The organism is Wolbachia endosymbiont (group B) of Dolichovespula media, from assembly GCF_947179505.1.
GTDB lineage: Bacteria > Pseudomonadota > Alphaproteobacteria > Rickettsiales > Anaplasmataceae > Wolbachia.
The window spans coordinates 395894-418612 of the sequence record NZ_CAMXBR010000003.1 but is presented as its reverse complement, the minus strand read 5'-3'; the positions used below and the strand labels follow the sequence as shown (position 1 = coordinate 418612).

The window sequence follows — 22719 nt, the reverse complement described above, 5'->3', positions numbered from 1 at the left end:
AATGAGTTAACTATTTTTCTTGCTAACTAAGGTGTTGTAAATTTGGTCTACATCAAAACTCATCTTAGGGCACCAAATAGGGCCATCTAAGTGTGCCTCGATATAAAGAGGACTATTATGATTTGGTAGTATGAAAAAGAGTCTGAATATAGAAGTTAAGGAGAAATTAGATAAGATTAAATTAGAAGAGATAGAACCTGATGCTTGATCGGTACTAAACTGTGAACTAGTTGAACATACACCACTGTTAATACTTACTTTTCCATTAATATTTTCAAAAAGCGTACTGCCATTATATATATCAACGTAAGCAAGCTTGGAAATTTCAGGTTTATTCTTACTACTTAACAACTTAGTGATGAATGAATTAAAATCCACATTTGTAAACTCTATTTTCTGTGCTTGAAAGTTTACATTTCCTGATAAGTTACTAGCCCAATCATCAAAGCTTGTTCCTTGAGTTTTGATTTCACCACTTAAGCTTATCTTGCCATTTATGTTATTAACTCCTATAACTTCCTTGGTGTCCAAATTTGCAATAGAAAATTTTGTGTGAATTGAGCCTGCTTTTAGATAACCCTGAAAAAACATTTGTCCATGTTCTAGTATGTAACTTATCTGTTTGATAGTGATAGTGTTGTTTCTTATCACTGTATCCAAGTTAAAATCTTTTAAGACGTTTTGCCCAATTTTAAATTCTGTAGTTTTGATTTGCACGTTTGCATCAAAATCTCCTTTCTCATCTAAAAAATTAAGCTGCTTTGTTGACCATTGAATTTGATTTATTTCATTTCTTGAGTTTCTTTTTACCTCTAATAGTTTTGGTAATTTAAAGATATTTCCATTAAATTTATTACCTGTAAGGTTTACGTCTAATAAAGGCTTAGTGTATTTTTGATCCACTAATATTTTTACACTACCGGTAATGTCGAAATCTTCTCCGAATAACTTTATTTTATCTGCAAATAGCTTGTTCTCTTGTATTTTTAATGAAAAATCCAAATCTTCAATTTTTGTACCATTGAATATAGAATCTTTAACACTAGTTCTTATATTTACATCATATTTAAGATTTTTCAGCCATTGCACTTTGCTGAATAATGAATAATCATATTTATCTATATTAATGTTATGCATGCTAAATTTGCTATCGATCATATTGTGTTTTTTTGTGTGATTTACCTTAATTGATCCTTGCCAAGATTCTTTGTTATTTAGCAATCTGATATCTGAAAGAGATAATATTCTAGGTGCTAAATATAGTTTAGAACTTGCTGTAAATTGACTTTTCTCTCTTTCTTGCATCTTGATAGAAGGTAAAATATGTGAAATGAACGACTCACCCTTTATCAATATATCACCATTAAATTCAGACAAGTTGCCATTGTTTGAAACTCTTCCTGATAAGCGAGATATATTATTGGTTCCAGGAAATTGAAGAAGAGTATCAACGTTTATTTCGCCATTAGCAAATTTTAGCGTAGCATGAAATTTGTCCAATATCCTGTTTTGATATTGAATATTTGAAGCTTCCATATTAAAATCCAAGCTCAGGTTCTTTGGCACAACCTCTCTAAAAGATTCTAAAAGACCCTTCATATCTGTTGTTTTGTGTGAGCCGTTTTTTAGGTCGACTTTACTAAAACTAATATTGATATTAGTATGATCACTTTTTCTATCATTTTGTATTATACCAGTGCCTTGCATGCTTTTGGACTCAATTTTTAAATCAGTTGCCGTAAATTCGCTTTCATTGAGATTGATATTGGATGATATCTCAATATTTTCGCTGGGAATCACATAAGAAAGGAAGCTAAGATTAATGATTTTTGCCAAGTCGCTCATAGAATCAGAATTATTATTAATCGTCAATACTAAATTGCCCTTGAGCTCTTCTTGATTTCTATTACCTTTAAATAGCAAATTTGCAAAATTTGAATCAACACTAATGTGTACATTATTTTTTGTGACATTAACCTTTCCAGAAAAATCGTAATTGTTGTCACCAATCTGTACTTCACCAAAAAACTTCTTATTTTTTTTTATAGCAACTTCCTTGATGTTAATAGTATCGGCGTTAAAACTTATTTGGCTGTCCTTTATTAATATATCAACTATATTATCATTGGCTTTCGTATTTATAATATTAAGTAAATTTTCTTTGTTGCTTTTCATGCCCAAAAATGAGATTGACTTTGGTTGCAATGAAAATGAAAACAACGATAATAGCGATGGCCTTATTTCAATTTTTTTTGCACTAATTAAATCTGATAATTTTTGTTCCTTGTTTTTGTTATATTGTACATATACATTGTAAATAGTAAGTTTTGGAGTAATGAGCGAAACTTCAATTTTTCCTCCAACATGTACTTTAGCATCATACGTCTTCTCTAACTCTTTTACGATATATTCTCTGTAGCCACTCCAATCCTTAAAAGTTGCAGCAACGTGCATGAGAATTAATAGCAACGAGATTGATAATATGGCGTATAAAGAAAGTTTCATAATAGACCTCTCATTCCAGCATCCCTTCTCTTCTTGTCATCCCAGTGCTTGACACTGGGATGAAAGGAATAGGTTATGGGATGAAAGGAGTGGATATTGGAATAGTAGCTGAAATGACATATAGCAATACAAAGGGTGTAATTTATACATATTTCAAATTATTCAAATTTCCTCTAAAAATTAGGTAAAGAGTGCTAGAATAAATAATAACACTCAAAGCTATTAAAGTTACTAAATAAACAATACGAGCTAGCCCTCTATCGCAAAACAACCCTGCTGATAAGTAATTAGAGAGATAAAGAACTATTGACATAACCAATGTTGCAGTGAGAATTTTTACAATATTTAGTAATAATGCTTGGCTAATCTTATACATCTTATTTATTGTTAAATAATTAATCAATAAAATAGAATTTATCCAAGTGGAAATGGAAGTAGCAATAGCAATTCCTATATGTTGGTATTTGTTCATTAATATGAGATTTAGTATTACATTAATTCCAAGGCACGTTAATGAGAACATAGTTGGTATTTTTAGCTTTCCCCTAGCAAAGAATGTGGGTAGCAATACTTTATTTATAATAAATGCGGGTAAAGAAAGAGAAAATGCTACTAATGTAGGAACAGTTTGCTGCACTGCATAATAATCAAATCGGCCGTAAGAAAAAAGCGTAAGTAAAATTATGTCAGGAATAATGATAAAAGCAGCAGTTATTGGCATAATTAATATTAACCCTATATTAAGGGCCTTGTTCTGTATTTTGACTATATTCTCAGTATCATTTATTCGTTTTGAAATCAGAGGAAGAAGTACTGTACCAATTGCAGTGCCAATTACTCCTTGCGGTAGTTGATTTAGTCTATCGGCATAATATATATAAGAAACTGCATTTGGTATAAAACTTGCCATGATTGTGTCAATCCATACACTTATTTGTATTACACAATTGTTGATAATTGCAGGTATCACACGTTTAAAAAATAATTTTACTTCGTTACTTAATTCTAAACTAAAAGAAAAGAAAGCCTTTAATTTGTATGCACTAAATATTATTAAAAGTAGCTGCAAAATCCCTCCAATCAGGACGGCTATAGAAAGGTTATGAGCCGGTGTTTCAATGTAAGGTAAAAACAAACTGATGATTAAACAGAGGTTCAAAATGATTGGTGAAATAGCTGTTGAAGCAAAATGCTGTTTTACTTGCAACATTCCACCAATAAGTGATGCGATTGACACGAAGATTATGTAGGGCATCATAATTTTCGACAAAGTTACAGTAAAGGTAAATTTATTTTGGTCAAATCCAGGAGTGAAGATTTTGATCATGTAGGGGAAGAAGGTTTGTGTGATAAGGCAAAAAATTACTAGAATAATAAACGTAATGGATATTACACTACTTGCGAAATTAAATGCCTTTTTATTATCATATGACTCTGCAGAGTATAATGGTATGAATGAGGTAGTAAATGCCCCCTCTGCAAAAAACGATCGAAATAAATTAGCAAAGCGAAACGAGGAAAAGAATATATCTGCAAGAGAGGTTGCACCAATAACCGTAGCAATCAATACATCTCTTATTAGCCCTGAGATTCTTGAAATAGCTGTAAAAAAACTAAATGTGAAAATACTTTTAAACATATCACGGTGTCAATACGATTGAGTATAATGATAAAAGCATGAATGAAAATATTTAAAACCCTCTGCAAAAGGAGGTAGCTTAAATAATCAATTGACTGTTTGTGCTCGTATGTTAAAAATTTTATATCTTGGCGGGCGTAGCTCAGTTGGTAGAGCGTCAGTTTGTGGTACTGAATGTCGCCAGTTCAATCCTGGTCGCTCGCCCCACTCAAAATTTCCACTTTACATAAATATAAACATTAGATATTTTTGCACGGCCGTTAGCATTCCTTGTTGCTCTAGTATTTAGATGGCGGAGGGAAAGTTTGCAATTTAGAGTAAAAATGATGCCTATTAATTAGTGAGAGGGATTGTATGTATATTTGTTTGTTAGCTTATAGTATAGTGTCAGCACTAGGAGTATTAGCTTGTTGGTTAAGTTTTGACACTTCATCACCTTTAGCCATGGGTGCAATTGCTGGTTCTATGGCTCTAGTATTGATTGCGGTTTTGCACGTAGGATGTTTGCTATATAGGTTTTGCAAAAGAGATCCTATTGAGGAAGATCATGGAAAAATAGCAATTTTTTTGGGTATGGCTATACCTATAAGTACTATGATTGGGGCAGTGCTTAATGCAAGTGTGATTGCTGTTCTTCCTAATCCAGTAGTAACAGTGATTATCTTAGTAAGTGCAATAACAGGGCTAATAGCAACAATTATGGGGGTTTATGTAGCCACATCTTTAGTGCATTGTGCAGATGAAGCAGCAATTACATTTGCAGCAAGTGCAACTTCGATTACAGATTCTAAATATGTTGGAATATCTCAGGAAGAAGAAGTGGATGAGTGTATTACCTCTCCTACAGTTGAAAGATTTTCTTCTGTAAAAGAGACGATAATTTGAGCTAAGTTAGTGTGTAACACTGGAATCTGTAAAATTTGACATCAATCACTGATAGTTGGAATATTATAGAGTAGGAATTACTCAAGAAGATGCATAAGTACGACGTAGTGGTAGTAGGTGGCGGTCATGCCGGGTGTGAAGCAGCTACAGCTGCAGCACGCCTTGGTGCAAGCACGCTACTTATAACTCACAAAATTTCAACTATAGGAGAAATGTCTTGTAATCCAGCAATTGGAGGAGTTGCAAAGGGTGTTGTAGTTAGGGAAGTGGATGCCCTTGATGGAATAATGGGAAGAGCTATCGACCGAGCAAGCATACACTCGGTCGTTTTAAATGGCAGCAGAGGCGCAGCGGTATGGGGCCCACGTGCACAGGCAGACCGAAAATTATACAAAAAAGCAATACAGGAAATTATTCTAAATTATCACAACTTGAAAGTAAAAGAAGAGTCAGTTGACGATTTTCTTATCGAAAGTGATAGCAATGGAGAATCTTATATAAAAGCTGTAATAACAGACTCAGGTGAACGTATACTGACAAGCAGAGTTGTTTTGACTACAGGGACTTTTTTACGTGGTGTGATTCATATAGGAGAGCAAACAACTCCTTCTGGAAGAATGGGAGATAAACCTGCAATAGAGCTTGCAAACACGCTAAAGAAGTATGATTTTAAACTGGGCAGATTACGTACCGGAACTCCACCGAGGCTTGATCGTGGCACTATAAACTGGTCGGTATTACAAGAACAAGTGGGTGACAATCCACCTACACCATTTTCTTATCTTACAGAGAAAATTAACCAGCCTCAGGTTTCATGTTTTATTACTCATACTAATGAACATACACACAGAGTAATTCGAGAGAATCTTCACAGATCAGCTTCTTCATATTTAGATAACGTTATTGCACCAAGATACTGCCCATCAATTGAAACTAAAGTTAAAAAATTTGCAGAAAAAAATAATCACCAAATATTTCTAGAACCAGAAGGGATTGATGATAACACTATATATCCAAATGGAATTTCAAATTCATTGCCCATCGAAGTGCAGTATGAAATGATAAAGAGTATAAAAGGGCTTGAAAATGCAGAAATATTAAGACCTGGATATGCAGTTGAATACGATTATATCGATCCACGAGAGCTATTTCATACTCTCGAAACTAAGAAAGTTAAAGGACTATATTTTGCTGGTCAAATTAATGGTACCACTGGATATGAAGAAGCAGCTGGGCAGGGAATTATTGCCGGAATCAATGCAGCACTCTCTTTATCTCAAAAAAGTTTTGTTCTTCATCGTACAGACTCATATATCGGTGTAATGATAGACGACTTGGTCACTAAGGGAATTGCTGAGCCTTACAGATTATTCACCTCGCGTGCAGAATATAGACTGGCAATCAGGTCAGATAATGCAGATAGAAGATTGACACAAAAAGGTTATGACATCTCTCTTGTGTCGCATGAGAGATACTCTGTTTTGCAGGGTAAACTTAAATCCATTAAGCAACTTGAGGAGAAATTAGAGAGCCTAACAATTACTCCTGAGCAGCTCAGGTCCTATGGCATTAAAATATCTTATGATGGAATAAGAAAAACAGCATTAGATTTGCTCGGTTATCCAAATATTGACTGGAATAAATTACGAGAAATATGGCCAGAGTTAAACATGGATTCCAGTGTCAGCTACTTGCATAACACCAAAGCACCTCTTCCTGTCATCCCAGTGCTTGACACTGGGATCCAGTACTTGAATGATGATAGAATGGATGCAGTTGACACTGAAAAAAATGTAGATTCCAGCGTCATGTGGTGGAATAACACTATAACTGATAGCATAGCCAAGAATGAAATATATGAAGCAGTTGCAATTGAAGCAAAATACAAGCCTTATTTAGTAAGACAAGAAGCCGATATGAAGTTTCTACAAGAGGAAGTTAATACTCAAATTCCAACTAATTTCAACTACTCACAGATTAAAGGCTTGTCAACTGAAGTGATAGAGAAGTTGCAATCAATAAAACCAGCAACAATTGGCATTGCAAAGCAAATACAGGGCATCACTCCAGCAGCAATAGTTAGCATATTAGTGTACCTTAGGAATAAGAAAACGAAAATAGCTGCTAATTCTGCGTAAGGTATTCCATGTCAAAAATCGAAGAATTTCGCTCTTTTATGCACGAAATAAATGTTGATGCATTTATGTTGCATACTAAAGACGAGTATTTAAATGAATATTCAAAAGAGTTAGCAGAGTTATGTGGCTTCACGGGAACAAATGGGCTACTTATCGTTACAAAGAGTAATAAGTGCCCATTTTTTACAGATGGACGCTATATCACACAAGCTCGCAGTCAGCTCGATCAGGGCAGTTTTCGAGTATATAATATACAAGAAGAGGATCCACACAAATGGGTAAAAGCAAACTTAACATTGACTACCTCACTGGGTTACTATCCGCAATATTTTACTATGAAGGACATAAGAAAATATGAAGGCATTTGTAAACTAGTACCATACTTAATTAAAAAAGATAGTAGTCATAAAGCACAAACAATAGTCTCACATGTATCTGGTGAGAGTAGTAAGGATAAATGTGAAAGAGTAGCTAAAAACATAGAGGCTGAAGCAGTTCTTCTGACTGATCCAAATTCAATTTCGTGGTTATTAAATTTAAGAAATGAAAGTGCGGAATATACTCCTTGTATATTGGGTCGTGCTATATTGTATAAAAATGCCAATGTTGATTTATTTATTCAAGATAAAAAACATTCAACTATAGAAGCAAATTTTGATAACCATATAAATGTTTTTGATATTAGTGAGCTAGAAAATTCACTACATAAGTTAAATTTGGTGGTGATAGATCCAAGCACGACTCCAATGAGCATTATGAATGCAATAGATTCCTTGTATAACCATTATTTAAATGAAAAATCAGCTTCGGTGTCATTCCAGTGCTTGACCAGAAATAAAAAAGCATGGATCCCAGTGTCAAGCACTGAGATGACAATAAGTAATGAAAGAGGTCTAATAGAAAATAAGCAGATAATTGAGAAGGAGGATCCTTGTTTGATTCACAAAGCAGTAAAAAATCAAACTGAAATAACTGGAGCTATAAGTGCGCACATCAAAGATGGAGTAGCAGTTACAAATTTTCTATATTGGCTTGAAAACAATATTGACAGTGAAATTACTGAGCTTGAAGCTGAAGAAAAAGTTTTAGAATACAGAAAAGAGCAGAATTTGTTTAAGCAATCGAGTTTTCCAACAATTTCAGCATTTAACGAGAATGGAGCAATCATTCATTACCGTGCAAGCAATAAGACAAATAAAGTCATTCAAGAAGATGGGCTGTATTTAATTGACTCTGGTGGTCAGTACCTTGATGGCACAACCGATGTTACAAGAACTATAGCAATTGGTAGTCCAACCAATGAGCAACGAGCTCACTACACAATAGTATTAAAAGCTCACATTGCGATAGCAAGTGCGGTCTTTCCTTCTGGCACCACTGGTGGGGAATTGGACATATTAGCGCGTATACATTTATGGAAATTTGGAATGGATTACATGCACGGTACAGGACATGGAGTAGGAAGTTACCTTTCGGTACACGAAGGACCGCAAGCAATATCAAGAGGAAATAAAGTGGAACTCATTCCAGGCATGATACTTTCTAACGAGCCTGGTTATTATATTCCAGGAAAGTATGGAATAAGAATTGAGAATCTGATGTATATTGAAAGGCGAGAAAACGTCTTTTTAAGCTTTAAACAATTGACCTCTGTTCCTTATGATAAAAAGCTAATAGATATACAAATGCTTACTGAAGATGAAGTTAAATGGATAAATAGCTATCACCAATTTGTTTATAAAAATATAGAAAATGGCATAAAAGATAAGGAATGGTTAAAGAGAGTATGTGAACCTTTAAAATAGTTAATTTGTCATTTAATCAAGTATTAATATAGTTGTTCTTGTATTGTTTTTAATTAAAAACAATATATAATATTAGTTTCAAATAGGTGTAATTATGACAGATAAAGTGCAAGATGATGAATTTATGAAGCAGTACATGGATACTTGCAAAGAGCAAATAGAAAAATTGGCAAGCGACCCTAATTTGCTTCAACAGACCTTAAAGCCATTCATGCAAATGTCTCAGCAACTTATGGCTGGTGGTATGCTAGAAGGAAATATGCCTAGCATGATACCTGATATGGGTGGTATGGATATCAACAAGATGATTGCTCAGATGAAGGAGATGTATGATTACATAAAGAGTAATCACAAAGAGCTCATGGGAAAAGATCCTTCACAAATTCAAGAGCTTGATGATTCCAGCAGAAGATTGAGAGGCTTGGTCAAGAAATTGATAGAGAAAGTTGAAGCTAAGTAGTTTTTATTACAAGTAGTATTCAAAGAGCTATGGCAGTAGTGAGGTTGCTCTCATTCCAATTTTAAATAAAAGGCATAAGTATTAAAAGAAAAAGTCTACAAAATGCTTTCATTCCTTAATAGGGGTTAAGATGGTTTCGAAGTTTATTCAGGGGGCTAGTAAATGGTGTATAATTTTAACAATAAAGCAATACTTGATGCTTTGTTAGAATATTATGGTATAAATAGAGAAATTGAAGAAAGTGACAAATCTAATACTGTAAAAAATTTATTGAATTGTTTCACAAAAGAGAATCTTAATTATTTCACACATGTAGCTCCTTGGCTAAAAAATCTTGTACCAAAATTAGAAGGTGATACTCAAGAATTGAGACAACCTTCTACGTTACAAGCATTATCAATTGCACGAATAGTTAGAAGTCGTACTGAGCTACTTTCTAAATTATTTTCATCTGCCAAAAATGGTGATTTAGAGGCAGTGAAATACCTGGTAGAAAGAGCAGAAGTGGATGTTAATGCACAAGATATGTTTGAATTCACTTCTCTAATGTTTGCTGCTGAAAGTGGTCATTTGGATGTAGTAAAGTATCTAGTAAAAGAAGCAAAAGTAGATGTTAATGCAGGAAATGAATTTGGAAACACTCCTCTAATATTTGCTGCTGAAGATGGTCATTTGGATGTAGTAAAGTATCTAGTAAAAGAAGCGAAAGCAAATGTTAATGCAAAAAATGAATTTGGGGAAACTGCTCTAATGTTTGCTGCTAAAAATGGTCATTTGGATGTAGTAAAGTATCTAGTAAAAGAAGCAAAAGCAAATGTTAATGCAAGAAATGACTGTGAAGATACTCCTCTAATATTTGCTGCTGAAAAGGGTCATTTAGGTATAGTAAAGTGCCTGGTAGAGGCAAAAGCAGATGTTAATGCAAGAAGTAATGGTAGACGCTTTGAAGAAACAACTGCTCTAATATCAGCTATATATAAGGTTCATTTGGATGTAGTAAAGTATCTAGTAAAAGAAGGAAATACAGATGTTAATACGCAAGATAGAAAAGGAAACACTCCTCTAATGCTAGCTGCTCAGAGAGGTGATTTAGGTATAGTAAAGTGCCTGGTAGAAGCAAAAGCAGATGCTAACACAAAAAACTACTATGGAGCAACTGCTCTAACACGTACTACTCAAGATGTAAGAAAGTACTTGAAAAATCATGTACGAAAAATTAATGAAATAGAACTTCGGAAGGAGCGTGTCTGCATTAGCGTTTGTGGTGCAGTAGGTTTTATTACAGGTTTTGCGGTAGCATATAATACACAAGCAGCTATTGCAACGTGTGCAACATCAGCTGTTACTGGTTTATTATTGGGTGCAGTAGTTGGTTATTTAGCTATAAAAGTAAAAAGAGAAAAACGTGAAGATCCAGATATAGCAGTAGTTACTGCACTTAAAAATATCCTTACTATTCAATGGAGTACCTGGCCGACAGTATGCTAAGGACGAGAAGCTCGGATTTAAATAACAATAAAAAAGTATTTGAAAAGATATAGCTCTTTTGAGATACTGCTTTGTTTTTAAATAGGATTTTTATCTTTAAAATAGTATTTTACCTTTTTGGGTGATGTGGAAATTCTTGAATTTTATAGAATTTTGTTTAATATTGATGCATGAGTCAGTTTTACAAAAAAACATAAACACAAAAGAGATGATTAAACTACAAAGCCAAGAAATTTGCCCAAATGAAAATAAGAAAAATTTGATTATTTTTTTTCATGGTTGGGGCTCAAGTGGCGATAATTTCATGCATCTTGCTAAAGTTATGAGCAAGTTTTTGCCTGATTCATATTTAGTAGTTCCCAATGCTCCATTTGAAAGAGAAATAGGTGATGGTTATCAGTGGTTTAGTTTAGAGGATCGTAGTGAGGAAGCACTATATAATGGGGTGAAAAATGCTGCATCAATTGTAAATCATTTTATTGGTACAAAATTAAAGGAGCTTAATTTAAAAGATACTCAGCTTTCTTTAGTTGGATTTTCTCAAGGGGCAATGCTTGTAATGCATGTAGCTCTTACCCGGCTTCAGTCTTGTGCATCGGTTGTTGCATATTCTGGTAGGTTTCTTTCACCTTCAAAAATTGCACCGGAGATCAAATCAAAACCCAGCATATGTGTTATTCATGGTGACGCTGATGATGTGGTACCTTTTTCTTCCCTTGATTTAGCGGTTAAAGCTCTGAAAGAAAATGGAGTAAACGCTCAAGGATACCCAATTCATGGATTAGGCCATATTATTAATGAAGAAGGAATAAGGTTAGGGGTTGAGTTTATCAAGAAGAATTTTGGAAATTAATTTCCATGCACTTGTTTTGCTTTGGTTACGGATATGTAGCTAAATTTCTATCGAAAAAATTGCTAAACTTAGGCTGGAAAGTTAACGGTACATCAAGAAATAAAGATATACAACTTTTTGATTATGAAAAGGTTGATCAAGATCTGCTTAAAAGCGTAACGCATGTTTTAGTTTCTATTCCTCCAGACGGCGATGATGTTATGGAGAGATACGGTCATTGTCTGGAGAATATTAAATGGCTTGGTTATCTGTCTGCAACTAATGTTTATGGTGACCACTGTGGTAATTGGGTGAATGAGGAATCTGAAACAAAGCCTATAGAAATTAGAGGAGAAAAGCGCCTTGAGTCTGAAAAGAAGTGGCTAAGTAGCAAATTGCCTGTACATATTTTTCGTTTGGCTGGGATATATGGTCCTGGTAGAAATGCGCTAATTGACCTGCAGCTTGGCAAAGCAAGAAATGTGAAAAAAATTTTTTCTCGTGTTCATGTTGAAGATATATCGAATATTTTATTTTCTTCCATGCAAAATATAAAGCCTTATGAGATATACAATTGTGCAGATGATTTACCTGCTACGCAATCTGAAGTGGTCACGTATGCAGCCGAGCTTCTCAATATTAGCCCTCCAGAGCCAGTTGAGATTTCTTCCGTACCAAATTACGCACGGGGTTTTTATTTAGGGTCAAAAAAAGTAAGCAATACTAAAATTAAAAAAGATCTTGGTGTCTCTCTAGTTTATCCTGATTACAAGGTGGGTTTAAAGAGTTTGTATATATTAGAATAGAGAAAATAGATTGCCAGATGCAAAAATTTTTCTTGAATGTTCCTTGTTTTGATGTAGTACCACTAGGCATACTATTATATAGAGGTAAATATGTTCAGCACTCAATCGCTTCCGGTTGAAAATATTCTATTACATCAAGCCGCTTATAACGGTAACATAAATGAAGTTAGGTTATTACTTAATGTAAAAACTGATATCAATATCAAGGATAAAAAAGGATTTACAGCCTTGCATTTTGCTGTTTATTCAGGACATTTAGACGTAGTAAAGTTACTAATCAGTAAAGAAGCTAATATTCATGCAAGAACTACTAAAGGCAGTACAGTTTTACACTTTGCTGTTGTAGCTAAAAGCAAAGCTATAGTAGAGGAGTTAATTAAAGCGGGAGCTGATCCCAATATAAAAGACTGTACTGATGGTAAGACACCTTTACATATTGCTGCTCAAAATGGACTTGTAGAAGTTGTAAAGGTGTTACTTAATACTCAAGAAATTAAGATTGATGCTAAAGACAATGAATTTGGTATAACAGCTCTGTACTTAGCCTCTCAGAACGGACATACTGAAATAGTTGAACTATTAATTAGCACAAAAAATGCTGATGTTAACATAGTAGATAAAAAAAATAATGTCACACCCTTGTATCTAGCTGCTCAGAATGGGCATGCAGCAGTAGTTAAGTTGCTTCTTGATAATGGTGCTAAAGTCAATGGCTGTGATACCAGTATGAATCCTTTGTGTGTAGCTATTAATAATGGCCATGACGAGGTAGCTCAATTATTACTTAGTGTAGGAGGGGTGAATGTCAATATTGGCAATCAGCTTGGCAATACACCTCTACATATAGCAGCTATGAAAGGTAATGAAAAAATGGCAAGATTACTGCTAGAAAAAGGTGCTGATCCTAATATTAAAAACCTTTCAGGAGATACTTCCTTACAAGCTGCTGAATACGTAAGAAACATTAGCTGGCATGATAATCCTCCAAATGTACAAGGAGGATTCTTCGTGTTAGTTGGCTCGAATGGAATATATTCATTTCAGCAATTTTATGAGCAAAAAAAAATTATGGAGCTTTTGGTACAACATATAAAGGACAGCAGACCTAGCTCATCAGTAGATGAAATTGACGTATCTGTTCAGCAGAGTAGCAAAATAAGATAGATGGGAAAACTAGTTTGTGACATTGGCGTCCAGTTAAATTTACATGGATTCCAGTGTCACGCACTGGAATGACATCTTCAATGTTCTGTACAGCTGTGCATTATGCACTGGGATGACATTATGAGAACTGAGATACAAAAAAAGAAACACTGGTTTCACATGCATCTGAACAGATACTCTCAGTGATGTAAATTCAACTTTGCCCCATTTGCAACCATCAGGGTTCTTTGACTATAGACCTAACAATTCTTTTCTAATTTCTTCTTTAATTGTATCAATAATCTTTTTATCAAGTTTATTTATTAAGGAATCATCAATACCTGTGATGTCATCTGGATTTTGTATCATTTTTTCAATAGCATCATCTATTTTTTTTACTCTTTCTTTATTAATTTCATCAAATATAGGTTTAATTTTCACATAACCAGGAGCGCCCTTGCTATAACTTTTGCTGTTTTCGTTGATACAACCACCAGCACCATATGTTTTATTCACGTAGTTTTTACTACATTTTGTTACATCTTTATACCCAATCTCACCATTTTCTATATATGCTATTTTATTATCTTTACTAGAGTTTAGCTTGTCCCCTTTCTTAATTTCTTCTTTTAATTTTAAACTTTGTTCATGAATTATTGTATCTTTGTAATTCTTTCCCCCATAGGTTCTGTATGTACCTCCACCTGCAACAGTAATTAAATCTTTACAAATTGTTTCTGAAAGGTCTCTGCACATTTTTACTAAAGTAGGTCCCCCATCCTTGTTAGATTTATCATTTTCTTGTCCACCACCTCCTTCTGTTACTTTTACTTTAATATATGGATAACTAGGGTTGACTCTCAGTTTAGCTTTAATGTAATCACCTGGCATTCCTGGTCTATTTTCTGTAGACTGAGCTTTATCAGCTATATGACCAGCTTCACCACCTCCCCATGCTTCTATTTCAACGTAATCATACATTGACAGATCATCTGTATAGCCATCTCCAAGCTCATAAAGTTTTTGATCCCTGTCTTCAATAATCTGCTTCTTATGTTTCAATTGTGCTATTATTATTTCACGCAATCTCTTTTTTAAACCATCTAAATCGAATCTGCATAATTTATCAGCAAAAAAGACTTCTGTTCTATTTGCTTTAATTGGATGATCTAACTTCTTTACAACTCCATTTTCATCCTGTGAAACTCTTAAGTAAAAAGGCTTGTTGTCCTTGTTCACATGCTGTGTTGAGCGACTACACACTCCATCAAAGCAGAGGCAACCATCATCACCGTGATTACAGTTTTTTTCTTCATACTTTCCATCTGTTAACTCATATACTATTTTGCATTTGTCACAATTTTGTTTTGTATCTACCTCTTTATCCTCTTTTGCCATGCAATTATCTCTAGGCTTATTTTCTTCAGGAATAGAAATATATCCTTTCTTATTGAATATTATTTCATCTAGTGCATCTTGTGGCTTTGCTAAAACATCAACTAATTCAATAATTTCCCCTTTTTTGCAAGGAAAATAATAAGATTGATTTGATTCTTTCGAGTAAACAGTATTGTGTTTAGCATAGCTTGCTCTCATTGACTTCAGTGATATTAGCTCACTTCCTTTTTCAAGAACGAATTCCTCCGGTTCTGGCTGCCAACCAGAAAGGCATAGCATTTTGCTTTTAGGATTTTCTTTATATTTTACTTCTATTTTAGGATATCCTAAATTATCCAGTTTGCACTTATTTCCCTGAAACTCTTTACATTCTGCTTCGATATCGGGAACATACCCATATTTTTCTAGAACTTCAAATTGCGAATTATTTTTTAATATACCTTCTATTATGTTATCGATATCGCTTTTTATGTTACCGGTACCAGTTGTTTTTTCTACTATTGCCGGCTTTACTACTTTTAAGAATAGAGGGCCGACTTCTATAGAGCGACTGGTGTCAGCATTAACATTAAAAGTACAGACTCCATTATTGTGAGTTCCACGTGCCCTCTCAGTACAAACTCTCTCATCCATCTTCATTTTTACCTCTAGCGTATTTTCATTTACTACCTTTATTTCCTCAGGCTTTGGAGCAGTTGGTGATGGAAAACAACGGGCAGGAAATTGTAATTTTCTTTTTGATTCTTCTTTTTCAGTGCCATAATATTCAGCGCAGAGCTGATCTTTCTTTCTATAGGTTTTGAAATAATGGATAGTATCTTTATCTGGAATAGTATATGCCCAACTTAGAATATTCTTGTGATTTGAAACAGCAGATGGAACATATATCTCCCTTCTTTCTTTCAGCTTACCAATAATGACTCCAACTCTTGGATGGAAATAATCATTTTCTTCATTTGTTATAGGAACAATTTTAACTTGTGGTGGTGACATCGCAAGTTGTTTACAAAATGCAGGTGGGCCAGGTGCAAGTTGCACAGGGGCACACTTTACTTTTGTTTGATAGCATGTATCACAAGCTTTTTCCATCTCTTCAGGACGAAAAATATTTTCCCCAGAAAATACTCTAGAGCCCCATGAAGAAATTCCTGACATACAAGCCCCCTTTTGACTACAAGCGCATATTTTAGGGGCATTAGCAAATTTTACTTTTTCTTCATCAGTAACACCATCTGCCCATTCCCATCCAAGACCTTGGGCAATTTCTCCTCCAGCTTTTGTTTTATCTCCTTCCCAATCGATAAAAGCTGCTGCAGAAACTCCAGCTCCTGTACTCTGCGTTCCATATATCTGGCGGCAGAATGTTCCACTGGATAATATATAACAGTTGTCGTTCCCTTCGTAATCGCAGACCTTAATCTTTGGATCGAAGTAACCTTCTGGTCCCTGATTATTTACTGCTGTAACTTTAATAAATTGCAATAATTTTTCGTCAAAATCTAAATCGCTCCACTTGCCTTTAAAAAAATTCGCAATACCTTTTCCTGCTTTACTTCCTGTAGCTTCAATTTCAGTATTACTTTTTACAAATGTTGGACAATCAGCATATCCTTGATAAGAAAGACAAAATATCAAGGAGAATATCAATAAAAAATTAAGCTTTACATTTTTCATAGAACGCCGGTAACCACTTACTCACTTTTTCGCCTTTTTCCTTTATTGCTTCATACATATACTTTATAGTCTCTTTATTAGCTGAAAGTACATGTATTTCTTTCATATTCTTCAAATCTAGATTTAAAGTTACTAAACCTTTGTATTGCTTTATCAAAAATAAACCTTCCTGTGTTGGTGTTTGCAAAATGACATTCAGTTCCTCTTTCGACAGAGAAAATGCTTTCATGTATAACCTGTTTGCATTTATGTTCGGCATCAGGATTCTCGTATCGACATGCTTATCTAAATATTGAGTAAACTTGCTAGCAAATGCTAGGTTTAAGTTTTCAGTACTTAGAATTACTACAACATTTAACTTTGTCATTCTTTGCATCCAGTCGTCAAACTCTCCCTCTGTAGGAAAAATATTACTTATCTCCCATGCTTCATCCAAAACAAGTATTGCAGGTGAGCCATCACATTTTGCTTCGAAAGAGTATAAGAAATAGTAAAGTATCACGGACATACATTCTTTTTGCTTAGTGAGATTTGCAGTATTGAGGGATATAGTTTTTGTTCCCCAGTCAATGTCTGACTCATCACCATCTTGGAATAAGTAAGCAAATTCACCATCACCACACCATTTACTTATTTTACCCCCAAGAAGTAAAAGCACTTCAGAAATTTGAGAAATAGATCGCGATTCTCTTGGTATAGTAAATATAGAATCTACAATTTTTTTTGTCTTTTCTTCTACGTCTACCAAACTTGCATCTGCAACCATCCTTTTGATCAATTCAACAAGCATATTGCGATTAGAAGCACTATTTTCAATGTTCAGTGGGTTGAATTTTAGACTTTTATCTTTATATTTTGGATCAATTATGTAATATTGACCGCTTACTGCTTTAGTAAATATTATTGATTTTCCAGTATTATCCAATATAACAATCCTAGGGTTAAATTTTCTTGATTCCGAAAGTAAGAAATTGATCAGTGAGGTTCTACCTGAATTTGGAGCTCCAAGTATTGTGGTATGACCATTATTTTTCTTTCCATGAAAGTTAAAAAAGTAAGGACTGCCTTTTTTTGAAAAAAAAACTGTTACTGCTTCTTTCCATCTTCCTCCTTTTAACGTACCTGATGTAAAATCATGCAACATAGCAAAGCTGCAAGCATATTTTTCTAATATATTTTTTGGTTGTGTAACAAAAGCAAAGTTTCCAGGAAGCTGTGCCCAAAAATGATTTTCCATGTGCAGATCAGTTCTAAACATCATCAACCCGATTAACGACATTACAGAGGATAAATCGCTGATATTTTTAGCTAACCTATTCTTATCATCTGCAAAGATTGTAACAATAATTTTCTGTTGACAAAAATCCATAGCAGAAATTTTTTCAAGCTCTATTATTTCATTTATTCCTGAGTTTTGAAGTAAGGTATTGTCCTCACTGATTTGCAGTATATTAATTTGTTTTTTAAATTCTTTTACTGCTTTATTATTACTAGTAAATATTATTATTTCTGTGATGATAAGCTCAGAGTCAAGTTGCAAACACCTATCTATATTTTCTAAGGGGATTTCTCGATATTCCTTTATGCAAAAAATAGAACCAAACTTCTGTTGACCTTCAAACGATGTTTGAAATTTATTGAAACCAAAAGCTACTTTTAAATTTTTAACATGCTGCGATAGATCCCTTTCACATATTGGATAATCTTTGTGCGTTAATGTAATAATGTAATGGAGAAATTCCATCATTTGAGAATATATTTTGCCTTCACTAGACCTAAGGCCCAGTTTTTTAGCTCCAAAAGGTTCTAAATCTTTTTGAATCAGGTCAGTTATTTTTTGTAATTCTTGATGATTTTTTTGTAAAAATAACTTGTGCCTATTCTTTATCCCGCCAAAAAAAAATGCATTATTAATATGTTTGCCAAAATCACTAAGTAACACCACAATGTACAATTCATTTATATACTGTAGTTTACTATCAACTAGTTTATTAAACCACGTTGAGTGTAGCTGATCGGAAAAGTCTGCAGTTTTATTCCACTGTAAGCTCAGTTTATTGCGCTTACGGACAGTGTGAATCCAAACGGTAAAATATAAACTCTTGATATTTTTTGATATACTTTTTCTAATTTCAGTTCTAAGATCACCATAGTTATCAACTGAAGAATAGTCTTCTAATTTGATTATTTTTAATAATTCCCCCTGTTTTGTTAGTATAGTTTCTTCATCGTATTGGCAAGCATAAGGGATAAAATCTAAATTAATACTTTCTAGTAACGCTAAATTGTTCTTTTTTTCAGAATTAGAGCTAGTGGCTGGTACTTTTGGTTGCATATAATATCATGCGTATTCAATAAAAAGATAATAAAGAATCATCTATCTTACTTAATCCTTATCTTCTTTTTTGTTATTGGATTGTAACTGTATGTCCTTTGCAAAGTTGAATTTTTCTTTCAGGTAATCTGTTGCCTTTTCTGTGCTTCCAAACATCATGATCAGTACGCCAAATATTATCATGAAAAGAATTAGGCCTCTGAACACTACTGCAAGTATCACTGTAGCTATACATAAACCTATAATTGTTGAGGGACTCATATTTTCTACAGTATCTTTAACTGAAAATGAAGAAATAAGTTCTTTCAACGTTCCTGGTATATTTTTCAATTCATCACTTGCTTTGCTAGAACATGACATGAAGATAAAACTTAACAGGGCTACAATAGCAAAAACTCTACCCAATTGAATATGCATCAGCTAAATACCTTTAAGATACTCCTCAAATGTAACAATTTTTACATCAATAGGCAAGAACCGAATTCACTTGCTCACCATAAGTAACTCATATTTAACTTTTATCACCGTGTTAGCTCTTTATTATCAACAAGAGGACTCACACTAATGGATGTCAATTTACTTGACAGAATATTTGAACAAAATTCAGCAGCAGCTGCTGTAGCAAACACTGCAGCCACCACAAACAGTCCTGCTCCTACTAATCCTGATGTCATTGCTCCTGCAACAATGCACCCTATTGCTAAGAGAGCAGAACTTGTTACAAGTGCGACGTGAAGATTTTTGTTTTTACTACTATTTTTATAATTATTGGATTGCATTGTATCTTTTACCTTACTGCCTGTCACTGAGATCACACAATGAGGCCCTTCTTCAGTCTTCTTATAATGTTTAGAAGGGGATATTCTGCCGCTTGGGCCTTTGGGCCTTGTTTTGTTCGGATGTGCTAATTTTGTTTTTCCTTCATCTTCTAGTTGCAAACTATTATCTTCCTCAGCAGGGTTTAATTTTAAGTGTACACTTTCCTCAGATGAAATGCTTGTTACTGAAGTTAAGCTGTTCCTTCTGCTACTTGATGCCAAGCTAGATGAATTTATTCCACTATCTAAATCACTACTACTACTGAGTTTAGAAGTATTTGCACCGCTTGGCACTTCTACAGGACCTCTTGCTTGCAATTGTTCTGATGTAGGAGTTGTTAAAGCACCATAACAACCTGAACTTCTCAAGGGATTATATATTCCAGGGGTTCCTTTTCCACTTACACCCTTAGCTAAAGAATCCTTTTCCAGAGGATTAATACCTGAATTTTTGGGAATTTCAACTTCACCAGAAAGACTTTGTTTGTTAAATAGTTCCATAGCATTACCTTGTCTATCTTTTTGATTTTGAATAACGCTACTAGAATGATTTTTGTCACTACTTTTATTAGTAATCCTTGAAATTATTCCTAATATTTTTCCTCTTCTTGTTGGTGATCCTTGTGATTGTTCTATTTCATTCTTAAATACTGGAAGTCCGACTTCTGATCCCATTACTTCTTTTTCCAATTCTGGAAGAAATTTCTCGGTGTAATAATTATAATATTTTTCTTGTTTTCTCAATGACTTTTCTAATTCAATTAATACGTTGGGAGCAGCTCCTTTGTTGAACAACTCTATGCATTTTGCGATAGTTCCATCTCCCTTTTTTGGACTTTCATTATTATGTGTTTTTTTTGTGACCTTTTTGTATATAGCATTGTACAATTGTTGATTAATATCTTCTTTACTCTTCTGATGTTTTGCAAAACGACTTAGCATAACATTTCTCCATACATAACAAAATGTATGAATACCTCTTTAGCGTTAATTTTACATTAAAACTGGGCAGTTATGCCTTATTGCAGATAATTATAGCAATTTGCTAACTATTTTCTTTGCTGATTACTGATTTTACATTTCAACATAATTGCTTGCCTGTTGAACTAGTATATCTATTACTTCTTTTACAGGCTTTTCTCTATCAACCATGACAACACTTTGACCAGCCATTAAAGATCCTGTTTCAACATCTCCATCAATTACTGCTCTTCTTAAAGCTCCAGCCCAGAACTTTTCTATTTCAAGTTGCCCCTCTTCTTTTGAGATTTCTCCATTTTGATATTTATCGATAATGTCTCTTTGATGCTTCATAAAATCATCACTTGCTTTGTTGGCTATAGCTCTTACTGGAATTACAGGGAAATCAGCACTAATCTGCACAGAAGATACAGCATTACGCGCAGCTGATTTGATGAATACTTCTTTAAAATTTTTGTGAGCGATTGACTCATTCGTGCAGACAAATAATGTACCTATTTGACAGCCACTTGCTCCCATTTCTAGGTAGTTCACTATCATTTCGCCTCTTCCTATTCCACCTGCAACAAACACCGGTGTTTTCTCATTTTTAAAATGAGGTAATATCTCTTGTGCGAGAACAGAAGTGCTAACAGGACCGATATGTCCTCCTGCTTCCATACCTTCTATTATTAACGCATCTACTCCCATGTTTACTAACCTTTTCGCAAGGCTTAATGCTGGTGCAAAGCACATAACTTTAATGCCTGCATTCTTGATTTTTGCTATATTAGGTTTTGTTGGTAATCCGCCAGCAAGAACTACATGGCTTACTTTTGTTTCAATGCATATATCTATTAACTCACTCAAATTTGGGTGCATAGTAATTAGATTGACACCAAATGGCTTATGAGTTAATTTCTGTGTCTCTATGATTTCTTTTTTCAGTAAGTCTGGAAACATTGCACCACATGCAATTACACCAAAACCACCGGCATTTGAGATTGCTGAAACTAAATTTCTCTCTGAAACCCAGCTCATAGCACCACCCATTACTGCAAACTCACTACCGAGAAAATTCGTTCCTTTCTTCCAAAGGTTGCTCAACATATAGCCTATATCATACGTTTAAAAATGTTTTGTTTATCTATAAATGTGTGTTTTAAAGCACCAAGTATATGCAAGGTTATAAAGACTATCATAAGATATGCAAGCATCGAATGTAGCTGATTAGCTGCACTAGCTAGCTCTTTGTTTTCATTGATTAACAAAGGGATATGAACAAAATATTTGATCTCTTTACTAGAAGCAGAAGACATGACATAACCAGATAATGGCATTAGCACCATCAAAAAATACAAACCAAAGTGTATCGTTTTGCTCGCATTAATTACGAACCGAGAAAAACTTGCCGGTAATTGAGGAACATAAGTAAAGACACGAAAAAATATACGTACTATAATTAATCCAAAAACGGTGATACCACAAGCCTTATGAATAGCGTATATGCTGAATTTAATTTCACTGCTAATCGGCAAACTTTTCATGTACAGTCCAGAATAAAGCATACCAATAATAAGAGCAGACATTAACCAATGAATGATCCTTAAGCCTAAACTATATTTATTGTTTTTCATTAATTTTGATTACTCTAAAGTAGAATTTATATAGTAGAAAAACTATTTCTCAATCAAAATTATCTATACATAATTTCGCTGCCTTGATCAACATAAGTGCAATAATTGTATGTGACACATAAACATTGTCTATCAGATCATGAAGAAGTGGTGAAGTTTTTGAGAGTTTTTCTATTGTAACGATGAGTTATAGCTT

At 34.0% G+C, this 22719-nt stretch carries 16 protein-coding genes and 1 tRNA gene; 9 read left to right on the top strand and 8 right to left on the bottom strand.

Features of this window, described 5'->3' with window-relative positions; all coding sequences use genetic code 11:
• Positions 1 to 6: 6 nt before the first annotated feature.
• Positions 7 to 2505 (bottom strand): AsmA-like C-terminal region-containing protein, encoded by a 2499-nt coding sequence (locus tag OM967_RS04505; RefSeq protein WP_264337694.1) that lies wholly within the window; start codon positions 2503 to 2505, stop codon positions 7 to 9.
• A gap of 142 nt (positions 2506 to 2647) precedes the next feature.
• Positions 2648 to 4144, bottom strand: a complete 1497-nt coding sequence (gene murJ, locus OM967_RS04500) for a murein biosynthesis integral membrane protein MurJ (protein WP_211908620.1) — start codon at positions 4142 to 4144, stop codon at positions 2648 to 2650.
• 131 nt (positions 4145 to 4275) lie between these two features.
• On the opposite strand from murJ, the gene OM967_RS04495 reads away from it, so the two are divergent.
• The 9 genes from OM967_RS04495 to OM967_RS04455 all read left to right on the top strand — a co-directional run bounded on the left by OM967_RS04495 (position 4276) and on the right by OM967_RS04455 (position 13722).
• Positions 4276 to 4351 (top strand) — tRNA-His (locus OM967_RS04495).
• A 147-nt stretch (positions 4352 to 4498) separates the two neighbouring features.
• A complete protein-coding gene (locus OM967_RS04490; RefSeq protein ID WP_211908619.1) occupies positions 4499 to 5029 on the top strand; it encodes a hypothetical protein in 531 nt (176 codons plus the stop codon).
• A gap of 89 nt (positions 5030 to 5118) precedes the next feature.
• Entirely contained in the window at positions 5119 to 7167 is a 2049-nt protein-coding gene (gene mnmG, locus OM967_RS04485) for a tRNA uridine-5-carboxymethylaminomethyl(34) synthesis enzyme MnmG (RefSeq protein ID WP_250120039.1), read from the top strand.
• Positions 7168 to 7175: 8 nt separating this feature from the next.
• Complete coding sequence (locus tag OM967_RS04480; protein ID WP_211908617.1) at positions 7176 to 8972, top strand: aminopeptidase P family protein; 1797 nt, start codon at positions 7176 to 7178, stop codon at positions 8970 to 8972.
• 94 nt (positions 8973 to 9066) lie between these two features.
• Complete coding sequence (locus OM967_RS04475; RefSeq protein ID WP_250120040.1) at positions 9067 to 9432, top strand: arsenical pump-driving ATPase GET3; 366 nt, start codon at positions 9067 to 9069, stop codon at positions 9430 to 9432.
• Positions 9433 to 9594: 162 nt separating this feature from the next.
• Positions 9595 to 10920 (top strand): ankyrin repeat domain-containing protein, encoded by a 1326-nt coding sequence (locus OM967_RS04470; RefSeq protein ID WP_264337693.1) that lies wholly within the window; start codon positions 9595 to 9597, stop codon positions 10918 to 10920.
• 208 nt (positions 10921 to 11128) lie between these two features.
• Positions 11129 to 11773, top strand: coding sequence for an alpha/beta hydrolase (locus OM967_RS04465; protein WP_319606909.1), 645 nt, complete (start codon positions 11129 to 11131; stop codon positions 11771 to 11773).
• Positions 11774 to 11778: 5 nt separating this feature from the next.
• Entirely contained in the window at positions 11779 to 12558 is a 780-nt protein-coding gene (locus OM967_RS04460) for an SDR family oxidoreductase (protein ID WP_007302062.1), read from the top strand.
• Positions 12559 to 12648: 90 nt separating this feature from the next.
• The gene (locus tag OM967_RS04455; RefSeq protein WP_211908612.1) at positions 12649 to 13722 is read left to right on the top strand and encodes an ankyrin repeat domain-containing protein; all 1074 of its coding nucleotides are present in this window, start codon (positions 12649 to 12651) and stop codon (positions 13720 to 13722) included.
• A 231-nt stretch (positions 13723 to 13953) separates the two neighbouring features.
• Here the strand turns inward: OM967_RS04455 and OM967_RS04450 are convergent, their stop codons facing one another.
• The 6 genes from OM967_RS04450 to OM967_RS04425 form a co-directional block, all read right to left on the bottom strand.
• Positions 13954 to 16773, bottom strand: coding sequence for a glycine-rich domain-containing protein (locus OM967_RS04450; protein ID WP_264337691.1), 2820 nt, complete (start codon positions 16771 to 16773; stop codon positions 13954 to 13956).
• Complete coding sequence (locus tag OM967_RS04445) at positions 16754 to 19108, bottom strand: VirB4 family type IV secretion/conjugal transfer ATPase (RefSeq protein WP_264337690.1); 2355 nt, start codon at positions 19106 to 19108, stop codon at positions 16754 to 16756. Before OM967_RS04445 ends, OM967_RS04450 begins: the two co-directional genes overlap by 20 nt.
• A gap of 51 nt (positions 19109 to 19159) precedes the next feature.
• A complete protein-coding gene (locus tag OM967_RS04440) occupies positions 19160 to 19525 on the bottom strand; it encodes a hypothetical protein (RefSeq protein WP_211908607.1) in 366 nt (121 codons plus the stop codon).
• Between the two features lie 104 nt (positions 19526 to 19629).
• Positions 19630 to 20868, bottom strand: a complete 1239-nt coding sequence (locus tag OM967_RS04435; protein WP_264337689.1) for a DUF350 domain-containing protein — start codon at positions 20866 to 20868, stop codon at positions 19630 to 19632.
• Between the two features lie 132 nt (positions 20869 to 21000).
• On the bottom strand, positions 21001 to 21996 hold the full coding sequence (locus OM967_RS04430) for an NAD(P)H-dependent flavin oxidoreductase (RefSeq protein WP_211908603.1): 996 nt from the start codon (positions 21994 to 21996) through the stop codon (positions 21001 to 21003).
• A 5-nt stretch (positions 21997 to 22001) separates the two neighbouring features.
• Entirely contained in the window at positions 22002 to 22523 is a 522-nt protein-coding gene (locus OM967_RS04425; RefSeq protein ID WP_211908601.1) for a cytochrome b, read from the bottom strand.
• Positions 22524 to 22719: the final 196 nt, after the last annotated feature.